This window comes from Bhargavaea beijingensis (assembly GCF_900101985.1).
Lineage (GTDB): Bacteria > Bacillota > Bacilli > Bacillales_A > Planococcaceae > Bhargavaea > Bhargavaea beijingensis.
Window position 1 is genome coordinate 16,849 of the sequence record NZ_FNAR01000001.1, and the last position, 17,761, is coordinate 34,609.

At 49.3% G+C, this 17,761-nt stretch carries 22 protein-coding genes; 20 read left to right on the top strand and 2 right to left on the bottom strand.

Annotation, left to right across the window (positions count from 1 at the left end; genetic code table 11):
* Positions 1-15 precede the first annotated feature (15 nt).
* Positions 16-1,032, top strand: coding sequence for a GTP 3',8-cyclase MoaA (moaA, locus tag BLT01_RS00090; RefSeq protein ID WP_092092642.1), 1,017 nt, complete (start codon positions 16-18; stop codon positions 1,030-1,032).
* 222 nt (positions 1,033-1,254) lie between these two features.
* Here moaA and BLT01_RS00095 read toward each other — a convergent pair whose 3' ends face one another.
* Positions 1,255-1,503 carry a hypothetical protein gene (locus BLT01_RS00095; protein WP_092093888.1) on the bottom strand — a complete coding sequence of 83 codons (249 nt, stop codon included), beginning with the start codon at positions 1,501-1,503 and terminating at the stop codon, positions 1,255-1,257.
* 62 nt (positions 1,504-1,565) lie between these two features.
* A complete protein-coding gene (locus BLT01_RS00100) occupies positions 1,566-2,411 on the bottom strand; it encodes an aminoglycoside N(3)-acetyltransferase (protein ID WP_092092647.1) in 846 nt (281 codons plus the stop codon).
* Positions 2,412-2,501: 90 nt separating this feature from the next.
* Here BLT01_RS00100 and BLT01_RS00105 point away from each other — a divergent pair, with 90 nt between their 5' ends.
* The 19 genes from BLT01_RS00105 to BLT01_RS00200 all read left to right on the top strand — a co-directional run bounded on the left by BLT01_RS00105 (position 2,502) and on the right by BLT01_RS00200 (position 17,745).
* Entirely contained in the window at positions 2,502-3,929 is a 1,428-nt protein-coding gene (locus tag BLT01_RS00105) for an aldehyde dehydrogenase family protein (RefSeq protein WP_092092652.1), read from the top strand.
* Positions 3,930-4,871: 942 nt separating this feature from the next.
* Positions 4,872-6,092: an ABC transporter permease gene (locus BLT01_RS00115; protein WP_092092662.1), complete on the top strand. Its 1,221-nt coding sequence runs from the start codon at positions 4,872-4,874 to the stop codon at positions 6,090-6,092.
* Positions 6,089-6,754, top strand: a complete 666-nt coding sequence (locus BLT01_RS00120) for an ABC transporter ATP-binding protein (RefSeq protein WP_092092667.1) — start codon at positions 6,089-6,091, stop codon at positions 6,752-6,754. The genes BLT01_RS00115 and BLT01_RS00120 overlap by 4 nt, the downstream gene beginning before the upstream one ends.
* Before the next feature lie 427 nt (positions 6,755-7,181).
* Positions 7,182-7,580: an immunity protein YezG family protein gene (locus BLT01_RS00125; RefSeq protein ID WP_176764969.1), complete on the top strand. Its 399-nt coding sequence runs from the start codon at positions 7,182-7,184 to the stop codon at positions 7,578-7,580.
* Positions 7,528-8,055 carry an immunity protein YezG family protein gene (locus BLT01_RS00130; protein ID WP_176764970.1) on the top strand — a complete coding sequence of 176 codons (528 nt, stop codon included), beginning with the start codon at positions 7,528-7,530 and terminating at the stop codon, positions 8,053-8,055. The genes BLT01_RS00125 and BLT01_RS00130 overlap by 53 nt, the downstream gene beginning before the upstream one ends.
* The gene (locus tag BLT01_RS00135) at positions 8,036-8,449 is read left to right on the top strand and encodes an immunity protein YezG family protein (RefSeq protein ID WP_092092681.1); all 414 of its coding nucleotides are present in this window, start codon (positions 8,036-8,038) and stop codon (positions 8,447-8,449) included. Before BLT01_RS00130 ends, BLT01_RS00135 begins: the two co-directional genes overlap by 20 nt.
* Before the next feature lie 174 nt (positions 8,450-8,623).
* Entirely contained in the window at positions 8,624-10,267 is a 1,644-nt protein-coding gene (locus BLT01_RS00140) for a T7SS effector LXG polymorphic toxin (protein WP_176764971.1), read from the top strand.
* A 12-nt stretch (positions 10,268-10,279) separates the two neighbouring features.
* Complete coding sequence (locus tag BLT01_RS00145) at positions 10,280-10,693, top strand: immunity protein YezG family protein (RefSeq protein WP_092092690.1); 414 nt, start codon at positions 10,280-10,282, stop codon at positions 10,691-10,693.
* Between the two features lie 207 nt (positions 10,694-10,900).
* Complete coding sequence (locus BLT01_RS00150) at positions 10,901-11,299, top strand: immunity protein YezG family protein (protein ID WP_092092694.1); 399 nt, start codon at positions 10,901-10,903, stop codon at positions 11,297-11,299.
* A gap of 28 nt (positions 11,300-11,327) precedes the next feature.
* A complete protein-coding gene (locus BLT01_RS00155; RefSeq protein WP_092092699.1) occupies positions 11,328-11,738 on the top strand; it encodes an immunity protein YezG family protein in 411 nt (136 codons plus the stop codon).
* A 68-nt stretch (positions 11,739-11,806) separates the two neighbouring features.
* On the top strand, positions 11,807-12,214 hold the full coding sequence (locus BLT01_RS00160) for an immunity protein YezG family protein (RefSeq protein WP_092092705.1): 408 nt from the start codon (positions 11,807-11,809) through the stop codon (positions 12,212-12,214).
* A complete protein-coding gene (locus BLT01_RS00165; protein WP_092092709.1) occupies positions 12,211-12,621 on the top strand; it encodes an immunity protein YezG family protein in 411 nt (136 codons plus the stop codon). The genes BLT01_RS00160 and BLT01_RS00165 overlap by 4 nt, the downstream gene beginning before the upstream one ends.
* 15 nt (positions 12,622-12,636) lie before the next feature.
* The gene (locus BLT01_RS00170; RefSeq protein WP_092092714.1) at positions 12,637-13,047 is read left to right on the top strand and encodes an immunity protein YezG family protein; all 411 of its coding nucleotides are present in this window, start codon (positions 12,637-12,639) and stop codon (positions 13,045-13,047) included.
* Between the two features lie 21 nt (positions 13,048-13,068).
* On the top strand, positions 13,069-13,476 hold the full coding sequence (locus BLT01_RS00175; RefSeq protein WP_092092718.1) for an immunity protein YezG family protein: 408 nt from the start codon (positions 13,069-13,071) through the stop codon (positions 13,474-13,476).
* A gap of 51 nt (positions 13,477-13,527) precedes the next feature.
* Positions 13,528-14,031 carry a GNAT family N-acetyltransferase gene (locus tag BLT01_RS00180; protein ID WP_092092722.1) on the top strand — a complete coding sequence of 168 codons (504 nt, stop codon included), beginning with the start codon at positions 13,528-13,530 and terminating at the stop codon, positions 14,029-14,031.
* 139 nt (positions 14,032-14,170) lie between these two features.
* Positions 14,171-14,995: a M55 family metallopeptidase gene (locus BLT01_RS00185; RefSeq protein ID WP_092093892.1), complete on the top strand. Its 825-nt coding sequence runs from the start codon at positions 14,171-14,173 to the stop codon at positions 14,993-14,995.
* Positions 14,992-15,915 carry a S66 peptidase family protein gene (locus BLT01_RS00190; protein WP_092092726.1) on the top strand — a complete coding sequence of 308 codons (924 nt, stop codon included), beginning with the start codon at positions 14,992-14,994 and terminating at the stop codon, positions 15,913-15,915. The genes BLT01_RS00185 and BLT01_RS00190 overlap by 4 nt, the downstream gene beginning before the upstream one ends.
* 188 nt (positions 15,916-16,103) lie before the next feature.
* A complete protein-coding gene (locus tag BLT01_RS00195) occupies positions 16,104-16,832 on the top strand; it encodes a gamma-glutamyl-gamma-aminobutyrate hydrolase family protein (RefSeq protein ID WP_092092731.1) in 729 nt (242 codons plus the stop codon).
* Positions 16,819-17,745, top strand: a complete 927-nt coding sequence (locus BLT01_RS00200) for a dipeptidase (RefSeq protein WP_092092736.1) — start codon at positions 16,819-16,821, stop codon at positions 17,743-17,745. The genes BLT01_RS00195 and BLT01_RS00200 overlap by 14 nt, the downstream gene beginning before the upstream one ends.
* Positions 17,746-17,761 lie beyond the last annotated feature (16 nt).

Below are 17,761 nucleotides of genomic sequence, written 5' to 3' on the forward strand. Positions count from 1 at the left end.
AAGGAGGAAGCGAACATGACCCGACAACCTTTGACCGACCGGTTCGGGCGGCCGATCCGTGATCTGCGGATTTCCGTCACCGACCGCTGCAACTTCAGATGTTCCTATTGCATGCCGAAAGAGGTATTCGGGGATGACTACGTTTTCCTCCCGAAGTCTGAGCTGCTCACCTTCGAGGAGATCCACCGGCTGACACGCCTGTTTGCGGACGCCGGCGTGAAGAAGATCCGCCTGACCGGCGGCGAACCGCTGATGCGGCGGGGGCTTCCCGACCTTGTGGAGCGGATCCTGTCCGTCGGCGGAATCGAAGACATCGGCCTCACGACAAACGGGCTGCTGCTCGGCGCGCATGCCCGGCCGCTTTACGACGCGGGCCTGCGCCGTCTGAACATCAGCCTTGATGCACTCGATCCGGTCATTTCCGGTAAGCTGAACGGCCGCGGCGTCGATCCTGCGCGCATACTGAAACAGATTGACTACGCCAAAGAAGTAGGATTTGACATCAAAGTGAACATGGTCGTGAAAAAAGGTGTCAACGACTCGGAAATCCTGCCGATGACCGCTTATTTCAAGGAACGCGGCATCACGCTCCGGTTTATCGAATTCATGGATGTCGGCAACGACAACGGCTGGAGCTTCAGGGACGTCGTCACGAAACAGGAGATCTTCGAACGGCTCAGCGGGGTATACGACCTTGAGCCGGTCGGGCAGGACTACTACGGCGAAGTCGCCAAGCGCTACCGCCACCGGGACAGCGGAGCGGAAATCGGCTTTATCACTTCGGTGTCGGAGTCGTTCTGTTCCACATGCACCCGCGCCCGCCTGTCATCAGACGGCAAGCTGATCACCTGCCTGTTCGCAGAAGGCGGATTCGACCTCCGCGGCCTGATCCGGGACGGAGCGACCGATGAAGAACTCATGGCCGCCATCGCGGGAGTCTGGGAAAACCGCGCCGACCGCTACTCCGACGAACGCACCGAACAGACCGCGCGCAACCGGAAGAAAATCGGCATGTCGTATATCGGCGGCTGAAACAGGAAAACAGGGCTGACACACGGAGCGGAATGATCCGCCTTGGGTGTCAGCCCTGTTTAGATAAGTGCTTATGTTAACGTCTCAGCCCAGTATGTCAACGTTTCAACCCAGTATGTTAACGTTTCAGTCGACTATGTTAACGTCTCACTCCAGTATGTCAACGTTTCCCGACAGCCAGCATCCGCCCCATAAAAAAAGCCGCAACGATGCGGCCATTTGTCAGCTGTTGATCGAACCGGTCTGTTTGTCATCCTTTGCCGCCTCGTAATTGCCGGATCCCACACGGCGCTTGATTTCCTCTTCGGTTAGGGGTTCAAGCACGGTCTCATCAGTCGGAAGGTCGATTGCGCCGGCCTCCATCTCCATGTTCTCTACCCGCGCAAATCCAGCGTTGGTCTGCCGGCCCAGCTCTTCGCGGAGTTTCCGGTCTTCGTACGTTTTTTCCATGAACGGTTCCTTCTTTGCCATATCCATCCCCCACTTCATTCGATTTCTCCTAAGTTTACCCTACTATTAGCCCGCTAAAACGATCACTCGGCCTTCTCTGCCTGTGCTACTTTTTTCTTTTCCCGCCATTTCGTGATCCACGCCACCCCGAAGTCGACCAATGTGTCCATGTCGATCACCCGGGTATCCGCCTGGCCAATCTTGCAGCGGGTCACGGCTTCCGGATGTTCACGCTCGAATGCCATTCCGAGCGGCGGGAAGTCGTCGGATTCCAGATCCGCCATGTCGTATTCGACCCATTTCCTCTCGCCGCCCACCAGCATGGCCGCGCCGTCCCGGTATGTCTCGAGGCCCGGAGCCCGGTATTCCGACAGATGCAGTGCCGTGCAGGAGTCGTAGCCGGTCCCGATGAGCAGGATCTTCATACCGGAGCCGTGCATCTTCCCGAGCGGGGAACCCTCCCCGAAGGAATCCTCCAGCGGGTGATCCCGCATCCATTCTGCTGCGTCACGGCCCCAGGTGATGAACGAATGCGCCGGATGCGGGCTGCGGACCGTCTTCGGATGGCGGTGGAGACACTCGGGGACCTTGCCCATCCCGCGCAGATGCGTCAGATGAGGGTCATAGGCCGGTAGCGTGCGGCGGATCGGCTCGTGCCATTCTTCCGGGACCGGCGGCATCATCCAGTGCCTCGGGTCAGAGTTGTCAGAGGACTGGGCAGGCATGACGACCGTCCCGTCCGCCGTCACGGTTTCAAGCAGCGCCTCGACAAAGGCCTGCTCTCCGCCGGATATCCAGCCGACCTTTTTCAGCGACGTGTGGACGATGATTCTGTCGCCTTTCCCGATACCCGCATTGCCCAGATGCTCTTTGATCGTCTTTTTTGAAATGAATTCCCCTGTCCGAAGCACAACATCCAGTTCGTTCATCGTTCATTCCCCCGTATTCGTTTTATTCAGAGTACCTTATTTGGATGCCCCGCGGAACGGGTATAGAATGGTTTTGGGAGGTGTTGGGAAATGGAAACATGGAAACTGTGGATCAATGGGGAATGGAAGGAAGCGGCGCGTACGTATGAATTGAAGTCGCCGTATTCCCAGGAAGCGATTGCAACGGTTGCAAAAGCGGATGAAGAAGATGTGAAACATGCAATTGAAGGTGCCCATGAGGCGTTTCTCGAGTTCAGGAAATGGCCGGCATACGAGCGGGCCGAACTGCTATACCGTACTGTCGATTTGATCGAAGCGCGGAAGGAAGAGCTGGCGCAGCTGCTGGTGAAGGAAGCGGGCAAGCCGATCAAGACGGCACGCGGCGAGATCGACCGGACGATCGCGACGTACCAGTTCTCGGCGGAAGCGGCCAAGTCGCTTTCCGGCGAGACGGTGCCGATGGACGCGGCACCAGGTGTGACGGACCGCATCGGCTGGACAAAGCGGGAGGCGCTCGGCGTCGTCGCGGCAATCACGCCGTTTAACTTCCCGTCGAACCTGGTCGCGCACAAGCTCGGACCGGCATTTGCCGTCGGCAACACGGTCGTCCTGAAGCCGGCCACCCAGACGCCGCTTTCTTCTCTGGCACTGGCCGAGATCTTCAAGGAAGCGGGCCTGCCGGATGGCGCCCTCCAAATCGTCACGGGGAGCGGCAGCGAACTGAGCGACCCGCTCATTACGAACGACCTCGTGAAGAAAGTGACATTCACCGGGAGCGTGCCGGTCGGACTCGAGATCAAGTCGAAGGTTGGCCTGAAAAAGCTGACGCTCGAGCTTGGGTCGAACTCCGCACTGATTGTCGAACCGGACGTACCGCTCGAGAAAATCATGCCGCGTGCCGTCACCGGCGCATTCGGCTTTGCAGGACAGGTGTGCATCTCGCTCCAGCGCGTGTATGTGCATGACGACATTTACGATGAATTCGTGGACCAATTCGTCGCTGAGACAGAGAAGCTCAAAGTCGGCGATCCGGCGGATGAAGCGACTGATGTCGGCTCCATGATCCACCCGGGCGAGGCGGACCGCGCTATGGAATGGATCGAAGAAGCGAAAAAAGCCGGCGCGACCGTCCGCACCGGCGGCGAGCGCGTCCAGAACGGCATAGCGCCCACCGTCATGACAGACGTCACACCGGACATGAACGTCGTCTGCAAGGAAGTGTTCGCCCCGATCGTCACGATCATGAAATACTCGGACCTCGACGAGGCGATCGACCTCGTCAACGACTCCGAATACGGCCTGAACGCCGGCATCTACACGCGCGACATCGAATCTGCGATGAAAGCCGCGGATGAAATCGAAGCCGGCGCTGTCATCATCAACGACATCCCGACTTTCCGCGTCGACAACATGCCGTACGGCGGCGTCAAGATGAGCGGCTACGGCCGCGAAGGCGTCAAATACGCCATCGACGGCATGACCGAGCTGAAGTTCATTACGGTGAAGACAGTAATATAAAAAGTAATTTGACCGAATAAATAGCGAGTAGAAAAAAGAGCGGAAGCGGCCTAATACCGCCTCCGCTCTTTTCGATTACATGATGGTTGAAAGGCAGGCCCTTAGAATAAGTTAAGATTTCTATACAGGATGAATGTATTGCGCCACCACGACGGTGGACTAAGGTCCAGTTGTTACAGTAATTTTGTTGAGGGAATAAATATAAATTAAAAATGGGTGAGATGTTCACAATAACCAAAAATAGGTTTAAAGCATCATGTGGTGGAAAAGGTTGGTGTGATAATCTTGTTTACATAAAGAATCAACAGAACCTGTCACTTTGCTGCTATAGGCTGTTTTATTTAGTAAAGTTCTGCCGTTTCGTTCTCGGAACATCTATGAGATTGATTTATTTATTAAATGAATGATAGGAAATGATTTCGGGTCCGATAGGTATTTTCCTACAGGGCCCGATTTTTGAAATAGTGCCGCATTACTTATAGATGCCATCTTTAAGGAGTAGGGTATGAAATATTCTTTGTTTAGACTTATCGACGTTCTTGAGGCGTGTGCGATCTATCTAATCTGCTTTGCTTCAAACTTAATCTTGATTTATGTACATACTTTGAAGTTAGAAGGTTCTTCTGTTTTAGAGTCTTTTTTAGACAGCATTACAGATTATCAACTTATGATAAGTGTTTTTCTTACATTCATTATAATTGTTTTTCACTATCAATTCTTAAACCGTAGAAAAACAGAAATTTCCTGCCGAATTCTTGTAGGAGATACAATGGTAAATATTATTATCCGATATATCTTGAATAGCTTAGCCATTTTAGCGTTTAGCTTTCTGCTATCACTTTCATTGAACTTCTATTTAGGACTGAAACTATCCAGCAATCTCTACTTAGTTTTTATTTTTATAATATACATACTATTTAGTGCAGGTCAGGTGAAAAAAGTATGAGGATTTTAAAATTTTTTATAACTAAAATCATTTTGAAGAGATGGATACTTGTTTTGGGCATGGTACTCTTACTTTTGTTAGCTAATTATCTTACTTTTACTGCTGCTCGTTCAATGATTTCAACTTTTCAAGGTTATCAAGAAATAGAAACTCTGAATCAGGAAGGAACTTTTATTGCTAATCTAGATCCAAATAGTGAAGCTGATTTTGATCGAATTGAAATAAATGATACACAAAAAGTATATGAGTATTTAAATAGCAATTATACTTATGCTCTGCAAGTCGATGGTTTTGTCACTTCGTTAGATAATAAACATGATATGGAAGTTTCTTTCAATTATATCAATGAAGAGGCATATAAGACAAAACAATTTGGATTATCTCAAGGAAACCACTTAAACTTCAACTATCAATTTAATAAAGAAGAAATACCTGTTTTAGTAGGTGCAGGTTTGGCCACAACATACCCTGTAGGGTCAAATATTGAGATTACAGATCCTGTCACCCAACAATTAGTCAATTTAAAAGTTCAAGGGGTCTTGGAGAAGAATACTCATCGTTCTAATTTTTATGCTCCTAATTCCAAAAATTATTTTAATTTCTCAGTTTTTCTACCTATTAACGAAGAATTTATTCAAAGTGCAGGTCTTGATCTCCACGTTAATGGTTTGATGGACATTGTTCTTCTTGATTCGACAAAAGAGCAAGCATTGAATTTAAAAGAACTGATCCAAGAAAATACAGGTTTGGAATTTAACTTTTTTAATCAACAAGAAAATCTTAATTACTTTGAAGATTATTATATTAATTCATTAAAAATCATCTGTATAATCACCCTTATTTTGCTGCTAATCCTAGTTTGTTTGGCTACCTGGAATACTTTGGTGAGCATTCGTTTAATGATAAAAGATTTTACAATCCATTTATTAGTCGGATTAAATCATTCAAAACTAAGAGCGATTTTTTACAGTTATTTTGGATTGTTGTTTTCTATTAATCTGGCGATCCTATTTGTCATAACAGCTTTTAACAGATACGGCTTTTGGTTAAGCAAAAACTCAATATTGGCGACTTACGGAGTATTTGGGTTAATAAGTATGGATTGGTTTGCTTTACTTATTGTTCTTTTAATAGATCTTATTATTGGATTTGCGATTGTTGAACTTGCGATAAGGAAAATTAAAAGTATTCCGATCTCCGTGGGGGTGTTAGATTGAATAGTATAATTAAATTAGAAATCCAGAAAAAAACATTCAAGAAGAAAGGATTTTCTATCTTAAATGATTTTGAGTTGGAAGTTGAACCTGGGGAAAGGCTTTCTATTATAGGGGAGTCTGGAGTTGGAAAAACTTCTTTGCTAAATATTATCGGTCTGCTTGATACACAATATCAAGGGAGCTATAAGCTTTTTGGTTCATCTGTTAAGGATTTATCACAAAATAAACTAGCTGAGTGGCGTAATCAAAAAATTGGTTTTGTTCTTCAGGAGTCCGCACTAATTAATTCTTTGACCATAGAGGATAATATTAAATTGCCCCTTATGTATGCAAATGTTGAAAAAGACCCAACTGTCCAAGATCACTTTAAACAAATTACTAATAAAATTGGAATCGAGTCCATTTTAAAAAAGAAACCGCTTGAGTGTTCTGGTGGCCAACGATCTAGAGCTGTTTTTGCCAGGGCTGTAATGATGAATCCCCAAGTAATTTTATCGGATGAACCAACAGCGTCTTTGGATTCAAAAAATAAAGAGAAAATGATTGATTTGCTTTTTGAGATGAATAAAGAATTTAATACGACTGTTATTACTGTGACTCATGATTTAGATTTAGCCAATCGTCATGAACGAATCATTACTCTTGAAAGCAGTGAGGGTTAATGAAATTTGGCAGATTTGACTGGTTTTTATTGCTTGTAGTGATCGTGATTTCAGCAGCTGTTTATAGTGCTTATAACGGAGAACTGCCAAACGGCTACCTGGTTTTGATAATCCTGTTTGTCGGTTTGACCATAGGTGTTTTGAAGAGAGTGCTGTTCAGGTCTAAACAGTGAGCGTTTTATACAATTGGTAACCGTTCGTATAGACAGGGTAAAGACTCAGGCAAGCGAGGTAATTATTAGAATCCAGCAGGTAACAACCCGTCAGAAGCCGGAAGTGGACATCCCTCTTCCGGCTTTTTGGTGCTTTCAAACCAAAAAGCCCGGGTCTTTCCTCCTCTTTTCTTCCAACTTAGGAAACCCCGCCGCGCCCTCAGACGTATCCCGTAGAATAAAGGTATGGCGCAATCGAAATGGGGATTGATGTTATGGAGACTACCTACCAGAAAATTGCTGATCAAATTCAAAGGATGATTCCCGAGAAGTGGAGTTCAGTATATTTGTACGCGGAAAAATGGGCTGATTATGACACGGTATATTTTTATTACTTTCCTGAAAACGATAACAAAGCCCGTTTGCATTATGAGATTACTGAGCAATTTCAAGTGAATTCCACCGAGTTTGATCAACTGGAAGACGATCTTAGTGATACGGTATTACAGTTATATGAAAAACAGATGAGTCAAGAAGAAGAACCGTGGACCAGCATGACGTTCATACTTAAGAGTACCGGTAAATTTCGAATCGAATATGGCTATCAGGATCTATCACTACTTGGACCAGTTGAAAAGAGGAGACTTTGGAAAGAAAAACACTCAATCAATTAAGAATTTGGCAGAATGGCACAGTGAGGGGGATACCATGGACAAGGAAAAAGAGGAAAACCTCTATACTTACATTGCAAATACAGTGCTTGAGATGATTCCGGGAAAGTGGGATTGGATAAAGCTGTACGCCGAGTATTGGGATGGGTACTATAAGTGCTATTTCTACTACTCTCCTGCAGGCAGCGGCGAACACGTATACAGTCTGGATATCCCTAATCAATACGAGGTTAGTCAGGAAACATTTGATCGCTTGGATGAGCAATTATATGGATACATCAAAGCCCTCTGGAACGAATTCAAAAACCAGGGTGAGACCGCCTGGACGAACCTGACACTTTCTTTGCAAAACGATGGAAAAATGAAGATCGATTATGATTATAGCGACCTGTCAGACCTTAACCCTCTTGAAAAACGAAAATGCTGGGAGTCTAACTATCTTCTTGGGGGAGTGACAAGTGACTGCAGAACAGATTGATAAGTGCTATAAAAAAATTGCGCACCAGATCAGCACGATGATTCCCGAGGAATGGACCACTGCGAAGCTTTACGCTGAAAGTTGGCCAGGGTACTTCACTGTATACTTTTATTACGATCCGGTAAGTACCAACCGGCCGATTCTGAATTTAGATCTCCCGGACCTTTATTCAGTTGATCCGGATGAGTTTCTTCTGCAGAAGCGTCGGTTGAGAAGGACGGTTCTTGCTCTTCAACAGTTGTTCGGCGAAGAGAAAATGGAAACATGGACGAACTTCACGTTTATCTTAAATCATGACGGCATGTTCCAGGCCGAATACGGCTATGAAGACTTAACAGAATTGGATCCGGGGGAAAAGCGGGAGGCTTGGAAAGCCAAATACGGGATTGAATAGAATAATCATCTAAAAAACCGGAAGGGGTATGATCCCTTCTGGTTTTTGGTGCTTTCCGCCTAATGCGCCCGGGTCTTTCCTCCTCTTTTCTTCCAATTCAAGAAACTTCGCCTCCCGCTCAGCCGTATCCCGATAGAATAGAAGATAATCACGGGATAAAAGGAAGGGATGGGAATGGGGATCCAACTGCCTGTTTCGTTGGCTCATATAGGATTTTCCTTGGCCAATCGGCCGGATAAAGTGTTGGATGTTCGATTGCTGGAAGAGGGGCTGGACCGGAACAGGGAGATGCTCACCAGGCTGAAGGGGGAACTGGAGCCGCTTCTGGCACAGACAGAGAAGCTGATCTCAATGGGAGAGGCGTTCAAAGGGGAGGGCGGTTCGGCGATCCTGGGGTTTTATGAAGCCTGCCACATCCCTTTTCTGAAATATGCCATCATGTTCTGTGATGAGGCGACATCTGTCATGGCCCGTATCTCTTCGGCGCTGTCTGCACTTGAGCCATCACCTGACGGCTACATCGATGAGCCGTTTCTTGAGGCGGAAGTGGAACAGGGCCTTATCGAAATCGGCCGTCTGACGGACAGACTGACCAACGAGACCAATGCCATCATGGACAGTGTATCGGACATCGTTGCCCTGCCGCATCTGGACGACAGTGTCGTACAGGAAGGTATCCGCGACAGCCGGAAAAAGAAAGACGATACCGTCAATGACCTGAATCAATTCGATGCGGAGTCGGTCGGCTCATTAAGCGGACTATTCGACGGCGCCAATCAGATGACAGATTGGATCAACCGATTGGCGGGCCTCTTTCAGGAAGGTGCATTGCTAACAGAATTTGAGCAGTCTCAGTGGAAAGTCCTTACCTACAACAGTAAAGTCCGCTCCACTATCGAAGATTCAGAAGCGGAGGCAATGAAGGCCTGTGCGCCTGGGGATGAACAGCTCCTGGTCGGCACAGAGGTCACACCGGCAACACTCAAGGTCCTTGAGGCCGGGAAAAAAGAAACCATCGAACGTTCGGCCTATGGTAACTACGCCAGCCTCCGGTTCCATGTGTATGACAATGGACTCGTCATCAAGGAGTATGCCAACCACTCAGGCGATGTGAAATTTGAAGTTGCGGCAGAAGTCGAAAAAGAATTCGTAGACGGCGGCGTGCGTGAATTGGACAACATGTTTGATGAGACACCACTGGCCTTTATCCACTACGTAGACCCAAGGAGCCTTCTCAGGAAAATCGGCAAAAAAGGAATTCTCGCTCTGACAACGAATCGTAAGCCTGTCAAAGTCAAGGACACACCGTCCAAGAAGAATGCCGATTCATCAAAGGTAACCGTCGTACCTGTAGAATACGGAAAACAGTATACACGGCAAAACCGAAAGAAAGTGCTTAGGGCGAATGTTGAATATATAAGTTCTCATGGATATAAGTATCAAACGGACAGTTTAGGGAGAATTCAAAGTGCTAGTGGTAAGCTGACAAAGGGCCAGGCCAAGCGTAATCAGTATGCTCAAAGTAATGTTGGAGGAGTAGACCGAAAAGGAGATGACCATGGTGGTCATTTGATTGCCAGTATTTTCAATGGTTCTGGGGACATTGATAACCTTGTTCCTATGAATGGCAAATTGAATCAAGGTGCATACAGATCAATTGAAAACCAATGGAAGAAGGCTCTTGATGCTTCTCCCCCAAAGAAAGTTGAGGTGAATATTCGGCCTGTTTATGAAGGTAATTCGAATAGGCCCGTTGAGTTTGAAATTGAATACAAAATTGACAACGAAAAATTTGATGCCGTACTTCCTAACTATTAAGGAGTGACCATAATGACTACAGAACAAATAGACAAGTGCTATGAAGAAATTGCGCAACAAATCATCGAAATGATTCCTGAGGAATGGAGCACTGTGAAGCTCTATGCTGAAAGTTGGCCAGGCTACTCTACCGTTTACTTCTACTACGACCCGGTAAGTAACACTCATCCGATTCTAAACTTAGATATCCCGGACCTTTTTTCAGTGGATCCAGATGATTTTATTCTGCAGAAACGTCAGCTGAGAAGGACGGTTCTGGATCTTCAACAGATGTTCAGCGAACAGGAAATGGAAACATGGACGAACTTCACGTTTATCTTAAATCATGACGGCACCTTCAAGGCCGAATACGGATATGAGGATTTAACAGAATTAGACCCGGGTGAAAAACGAGAGGCTTGGAAAGCCAAATACCGGATTGAATAAGAACGATGACTAAAAAACCGGGAGAGGGTATGTTTTCTTTTAATTTTTTGCGCTATCCGCCCATTGGCCCGGGCTTTCCTCATCTTTTCTTCCAAATTAGGAATCCTCGCGCTTATCCGTAACTCGGTAGAAGAGAAGATAACGATAGGATAAATAGAAAGAGATTGGAATGAGGATCCAACTGGCTGCTTCTCTAAGGAGGAGAAAATGAAAGAAATCTACCAAGAAATCGCAGGTTTAATTGATGAGATGATTCCGGAAGAGTGGAAAAACGTAAAACTCTATGTAGAAGGATGGGAAGGATACTCTACAGCCTATTTTTACTATTACCCTGAAAGCAGTGAAAAACCCATATTGAGTTATACCATTCCAGAGCGCTTTGCTATTGATAAAATGGAATACCATCAGCAGGAACGCAAGATTAGACGTACCGCTTTGTCCATACAGAAAGCGTTCGAGTCGGATGGACAAGAGCCTTGGACGAATCTCACTTTCATTCTCAACCGTGATGGAACATTCCATGTCGACTATGGCTATGAAGATTTGACGGAAGCAGACCCCGGGGAGCAGCGCGAAGCATGGAAAGCCAAGTACGGAATCGAATAAACGACAAACTGGAAGGAAGGCGGATCAAATGACGGATGAAAAGTTGAAAGTCTCTGATCAGCAGATTACGGACACCGTCATTGAAATGATTCCGGTGAAGTGGACACTGGTAAAACTCTACGCCGAAATGTGGGATGATTTTTCAACCATCTATTTCTACTACTTTCCGGACAACGGGGCAGAACCTGTACTCAGCCTCAGCATTTCCCGCCTGTTTGAGGTCGACAGGGATGAATATACACGACTTAAACGCAGGCTGCGAAAACAGATTGAACAATTGCAGGATGTGTTTATGGCCAACGGTCAGGAGTTGTGGACGAACTTTACCTTCATCCTGCATTCAGACGGCGAGTTCACGATTGACTACAGTTACGAAGACCTATCCGATTTGGATCCGGTCGAGAAGCGCGAGCGTTGGGAAGCCAGGCATATTCAGTGACAAAGGTGGGGTTGCATATCTTCGATTAAACCCATTCATGAAAGGGATGATTCGCGATAAATGACCGGATAGCAAACTTCTATCAGGAAATTGCTGAAACCTTGAATGATCTCATTCCTGAGAAGTGGGTGAACGTCCATCTTTACGCTGAAGGCTGGGAGGGTTATTCCACGGAGTATTTTTATTACAAACCCGCGACCGGGGAAACGCCTGTCCTGAGTTACGACATTCCGGAACGATTCACTTTGGATGAAGAAGATTTTGAGGACAAGGAAGACAAGCTGAGAAAACTCGCACTTTCCCTTCAACAAATGTTTATAGAGCAGGGGCAAGAGCCATGGTCGAACATGACATTCATTCTTGAACGCAACGGGAAATTTCATATCGAATATGGCTATGAGGGTATGTCTGAAGTCGATCCCGGAGAGCAACGCGAAGCGTGGAAGGCCAAGTATGGGATTGAGGCGAGAACATGAACACATCAAAGATGGAAGAGTTGTATCAGCAAATTGCCGATACAATCATTGGCATGATCCCGGAGGAATGGAACTGGGTCAAGCTCTACACCGAATATTGGGATGGGTATTATGCCTCCTTCTTCTTTTATGCGCCCTCCCATGGCGGAGAATCGGTGTACAGCCTGGATATCCCTGATCGGTTCGAAGTGGACGAAGAGCTTTTTAATCAGTTGAAAGAAAGCCTCTACAATCACCAAAAATCGCTATGGATGCAGTTCGCGGGTCAGGAACCTTGGACGAACCTCACATTCTCATTGACAAGCGGCGGGGACATGATGATTGAGCACGGTTATGAGGACTTATCTGACCTTGATCCGATTGGAAAGCAGGATCGCTGGGAAGCAAAGCATGTTTTCGACGAGTAACAGGGAGTGAAGCATTTGACCCGGAAAGCGGAAGAGGTCTATCAAGCACTCGCCAATCAGTTGAATGACCTGATCCCTGAGCAATGGGAAAAGGTTCTTCTTTATGTGGAAGATTGGGATGATTCATCGACCGCCTATTTCTTTTATTATCCTGCAGAGGGCACAGGTCCAGTGCTCAGCCATGACATCCCGGAGCGCTTTGAGATGGACTCGGATGACTTCGAAATGAAGGAGTATGAACTTGGCGAAACAGGGCTTTCCCTTCAGCGGGTTTTCAGAGATGACGGACAGACACCGTGGACAAGCTTCACGTTTATCCTGGAGCAAAACGGTCAGTTCAAGGTGGACTACGGCTATGAAGATTTAAGTGAAGTCGACCCCGGAGAGCAGCGTGAAGCGTGGAAGGCCAAGTATGCGATTAAATAAGTTGGACTGTGGGTGAAATTGATGCCAGACCAAAAGGAAATCTTCCAAGAGGTCGCTCATGCTTTAAATGACCTCATTCCAGAAGCGTGGAACAAAGTATTCCTGTATGTCGAGGGATGGGAAGACTTTTCTACCGAATACTTCTATTACTATCCGACTGATGGAAGAGCGCCGGTTCTGAGCCATCACATCCCCAATCACTTTGATCTGGACGAAGAAGAATTTGAGGACCTTGAAAGTGAACTGACAGATCAGGTTCTTTCACTGCAAGATGTTTTTAAAGCGCAGGGACTGGAGCCATGGACAAGCCTCACGTTTATCCTTGAGAGCAACGGCAAATTTCATGTGGAGTACGGCTACGAAGATCTCAGAGATCTGGATATGGTGGAGCAACGCGAAGCCTGGAAGGCCAAGTACGGGATTGAATAAGTGAGGTATCAATGAATATACATACCAGAGAACGAGTGAAGGGGAATTTTGATGGAGATCCGACTGTTAAACGGGTCCGACGCCCGCTCGTACCAGCAAGTCCGTTTAAGCGCCCTGAAAAACAAACCGGAAGCCTTTGGTTCAACGTTCGAGCGGGAAACTGCTTTTCCGCTTGAGTTTGTGGCAAGCCGATTAAAGCCCAGTGAAGATCAGTTTGTCCTGGGGGCATTTCAGGACGGCGGGGTCTTGGCCGGTATCGTGACGTTCAAGCGTGAAGAGTCCCCTAAGATGAGACATAGGGGAAACGTATTCGCTATGTATGTCGCACCGGAAGCAAGAGGCGGGGGCGTCGGAAAGGCCTTGCTGGAAGAATTGATCAGGCGGGCCAGGGAAGCTGACGGGCTGGAGCAGATCCATCTGGCGGTCGTTTCTGACAACGGCCCGGCCAAGAAACTGTACACGTCCCTGGGATTCGAAATCTATGGTACCGAGCCCCATGCCCTGAAAGTGGGCGGGAAGTATTATGACGAAGACTTGATGGTTCTGAGATGGTGAGCAAGAAAAACGGAGGCCTATGCGGCTTCCGTTTTTTTCGCTTCAGCGGGAAATCGCATTGTCCGTCACCCCTCATTCTGCTAAAGTGGACTTGTATTTCGAAAACGAAAATAGTTCTGAAAAGAAAGAAGGCGAACCGATGAACATTTATCTTTCGGTTGACATGGAAGGGATTACGGGCATCCCGGATTACACGTTCGTCGATTCAACCCAGCATAACTACGAAATCGGGCGAAGCCTCATGACGGGGGACGCCAATGCGGTCATCAAGGGGGCGCTGGCCGGCGGGGCGGAGCATGTCCTCGTCAACGACAGCCACTCGAAGATGAACAACCTGCTGCCCGAGAAGCTGCATCCGGAAGCGGAGCTGATCAACGGCGGTGTGAAGCTGTACTCGATGGTGGAAGGCCTCGACAGCACGTATGACGGTGTCATCTTCACGGGCTACCATTCCCGTGCGGGCCAGCCGGGGGTCATGAGCCACTCGATGATCCATGCAGTGCGGAACATGTGGATCAATGAGCAGGAAATCGGGGAAATCGGATTCAATGCGTACATCGCGGGCTACCACGGCGTGCCGGTCATCATGGTGGCAGGCGATGACGGGGCTTGCCGCGAGGCGGAAGAACTGATTCCGGGCGTGGTGACGGCAGCGGTGAAAACGTCACTGACGCGCTCCGCGGTCCGGTCCCTCTCGCCGCAGAAAGCGCAAGAATTACTGAAGGAAAAGGCGGCGGAAGCAATCGCGAACCGCGACAATGTCAAGCCGCTGACGCCTCCTGACAACCCGGTGCTCCGCATCGAGTTCACGAACTACGGCCAGGCTGAATGGGCCGCGTTCATGCCGGGCTGCGAAATCGAACCGGGGTCGACGGTCGTCCGGTTCGAGGCGAAAGACATCCTGGAAGCGTACAGCGCGATGCTCGTCATGATCGAGCTTGCGCTGCAGACCACCTACCGATGACGGAACTGATCCGTCCGGAGCGGCTCAAGCGGGGCGACACCGTCGGCATCATCGCCCCGTCCAGCCCTCCGAAAACCGAACAACTGACCCGCTCGCTCGCTTTCCTGGAGTCGCTCGGACTGAACTGGAAAATCGGAAAGGCTGTCGGAAAAAAGGAGCGTTATCTCGGGGGGACCGACCAGGAGCGCCTGGATGACCTGCACGCGATGTTCAGAGATCCTGAGGTCAAAGGCATCATCTGTGCCAGAGGGGGCTACGGCTCCGCGCGCTACCTTGAGAAGATCGACTACCAGATGATCCGCGAAAACCCGAAGGTTTTCTGGGGATACAGTGACATCACTGCGCTCCACCAGGCCATCCATATGTATTCGGACCTGGTGACGTTCCACGGGCCGATGCTTGAATCAGACGTCGCCAAGGATGACTTTGATCCGCTGTCGGCCAAACTGTTTGCCCAGCTGTTCCAGCCGCTCGAGCTGCACTATGACGAATCGGTCTCGCCGCTTACCACTTATTCAGGGGGAAGCGCTCGCGGACAGTTGATCGGCGGCAACCTCTCCCTGATCACCTCGAGCATCGGCACAAAGTTCGCGCCGTCGTTTGACGGAAAGCTGCTTCTTATCGAGGACACCGACGAAGAGCCGTACCGTGTCGACAGTATGCTGACGCAACTTAAGCAGTCGGGTGTGCTGGAGCGGGTGGCCGGCATCGTCATCGGAGACTTTAAATATCCTAAGAATCATAAGGACGACTTCTTTTATGAAGAGGTATTTGAGGACTTTTTCCGGGGGATCGGCAAGCCGGTCGTATCCGGCTTCCGGATCGGCCACTGCCAGCCGCATTTCGCGGTTCCGCTTGGCGCCGAGGCCTACCTGGACGCAGAAGCAAAGTCGCTCACCATCCTGCCGGGCGTGGAGTAAGGCAACAAATGCTGCTCGGGCCTTGAAGCATCGGCAGGACCGTTTGAAAGCACTCAGCACCGGATTCGAAGCACTCGCTTGGCTGTTCGAAGCACTCGCGCAACCTTTCGAAGCACTCTTCCGACTGCTCAAGATGTATCAGGCTAATATTAGAATCAATCAAGCTTAATATAAGGGGGAAATTCATCGTGAAACCGCTTATCGGCATTACAACCCATGTGGAGCTCGACTATAAGCACGTCCTGAACCACGACTACATCACCGCTGTCCAGCGGGCAGGCGGCATTCCGATGCTTATTCCGATCGGCACGCAACACGATGCGGGCCGGATTTTGGACGCGCTCGACGGGCTCGTCGTCTCCGGAGGCGGTGACATCGACCCGACGCTGTTCGGCGAGGAGCCACACCCGAAGCTTGGAGAGATTTCGCCTGGCCGGGACGCATCGGAGCTGGCGCTCATCAAGGGGGCCCTGGAGCGAGACATGCCGCTTCTCACCATCTGCCGCGGCCTGCAAATCATGGTTATCGCCGAGGGCGGAGATATGTATCAGGACATCTACTCTCAGATCGACCGGCAGCTGCTCCAGCACAGTCAGCGTGCCAACCGGGTTCATCTGTCCCACTTTGTTGAGACGGCGGAGGGAAGCATCCTGCGGGAGGCCGCGCAGGCAGAGAAGTTCCGCGTGAACTCCTACCACCACCAGGCGGTGCGCGATGTGAAGGCGCCGTTCGCAATCTCCGGTGTCGCATCAGACGGTGTGATCGAGGCAGTCGAAAGCACGGAGCACCGGTTCGCGGTCGGCGTCCAGTGGCATCCGGAAGCACTTGCCGCAGCGGGGGACAGCACATCACTCCGTCTGTTCGAGCGGTTCATCGAAACGGCAAAGGAAGGGGCGGGAATCATTGCAAATCATTGACCTGCACTGCGACGCATTACTGAAGCTGTATGAAGCGGACGGCAATATCCGTTTTGCGGATGCGCCGGAACTGGACACGAACCGGGAACGCCTCCGGAAGGGCGAGGTAAAGCTCCAGGCGTTCGCCATCTTTATCTGGCCGGGCATGAAGACGGAAGAAAAGTTCCAGGCCGCACTCGATCAGGTGCACTGGTTTTACACGGATGTCCTCTGCAACAACCCGGACATGAAGCTGATCCGGGACTGGTCGGATATCGACTCATTAAAAGAAGGAGAGACGGGGGCACTTCTTACGCTTGAAGGCGTGGACGCAATCGGCAACGACCTGAAGAAGCTGTCCATCCTCCACCAACTCGGTGTCCGCTCGGTCGGGCTTACCTGGAACAACGCGAACCTCGCAGCGGACGGCGCGGGCGAACCCCGAGGAGCCGGCCTCACGGCATTCGGCCGGGAAATCGTCCGGTTCAACAACGAGCACCAGATCCTGACCGACGTATCGCACCTTTGCGAGAAAGCGTTCTGGGACGTGATCGAAACGGCGGATTACCCGATCGCGAGCCATTCGAACGCCCGGGCTGTCCGTGACCATGTCCGGAATTTGTACGACGACCAGGCAAAGGCGCTGTTTGATAAGGGGAGCATGATCCATGTGGTCTACTGCCCGGCATTCATCAAGGAAGGCTCTTCGGTGACCATCGATGACCTGATCCGTCACATCGATCATTTCTGCAGCCTCGGCGGCGAGAAGTTCGTCGGTCTCGGCTCTGACTTTGACGGAATCACCGACAAAGTGGAAAACCTGTCCGATGCCTCGATGCAGCAGAACCTTATCAACGAATTGCTGAAACGTTATTCGGAAGATCAGGTCAAAGGCTTCGCTTACCGGAACTTCCTCGAAAGCCGCCCAAGATGATGAAAAGACAAGGACC

Excerpts from the sequence above, each read along its gene's own strand:
- moaA (WP_092092642.1), top strand. The coding sequence starts at position 16 with ATGACCCGACAACCTTTGACCGACCGGTTCGGGCGGCCGATCCGTGAT.
- BLT01_RS00095 (WP_092093888.1), bottom strand. The coding sequence starts at position 1,503 with ATGGCAAAGAAGGAACCGTTCATGGAAAAAACGTACGAAGACCGGAAA.
- BLT01_RS00100 (WP_092092647.1), bottom strand. The coding sequence starts at position 2,411 with ATGAACGAACTGGATGTTGTGCTTCGGACAGGGGAATTCATTTCAAAA.
- BLT01_RS00105 (WP_092092652.1), top strand. The coding sequence starts at position 2,502 with ATGGAAACATGGAAACTGTGGATCAATGGGGAATGGAAGGAAGCGGCG.
- BLT01_RS00115 (WP_092092662.1), top strand. The coding sequence starts at position 4,872 with ATGAGGATTTTAAAATTTTTTATAACTAAAATCATTTTGAAGAGATGG.
- BLT01_RS00125 (WP_176764969.1), top strand. The coding sequence starts at position 7,182 with ATGGAGACTACCTACCAGAAAATTGCTGATCAAATTCAAAGGATGATT.
- BLT01_RS00140 (WP_176764971.1), top strand. The coding sequence starts at position 8,624 with ATGGGGATCCAACTGCCTGTTTCGTTGGCTCATATAGGATTTTCCTTG.
- BLT01_RS00145 (WP_092092690.1), top strand. The coding sequence starts at position 10,280 with ATGACTACAGAACAAATAGACAAGTGCTATGAAGAAATTGCGCAACAA.
- BLT01_RS00150 (WP_092092694.1), top strand. The coding sequence starts at position 10,901 with ATGAAAGAAATCTACCAAGAAATCGCAGGTTTAATTGATGAGATGATT.
- BLT01_RS00155 (WP_092092699.1), top strand. The coding sequence starts at position 11,328 with ATGACGGATGAAAAGTTGAAAGTCTCTGATCAGCAGATTACGGACACC.
- BLT01_RS00165 (WP_092092709.1), top strand. The coding sequence starts at position 12,211 with ATGAACACATCAAAGATGGAAGAGTTGTATCAGCAAATTGCCGATACA.
- BLT01_RS00175 (WP_092092718.1), top strand. The coding sequence starts at position 13,069 with ATGCCAGACCAAAAGGAAATCTTCCAAGAGGTCGCTCATGCTTTAAAT.
- BLT01_RS00180 (WP_092092722.1), top strand. The coding sequence starts at position 13,528 with ATGGAGATCCGACTGTTAAACGGGTCCGACGCCCGCTCGTACCAGCAA.
- BLT01_RS00185 (WP_092093892.1), top strand. The coding sequence starts at position 14,171 with ATGAACATTTATCTTTCGGTTGACATGGAAGGGATTACGGGCATCCCG.
- BLT01_RS00190 (WP_092092726.1), top strand. The coding sequence starts at position 14,992 with ATGACGGAACTGATCCGTCCGGAGCGGCTCAAGCGGGGCGACACCGTC.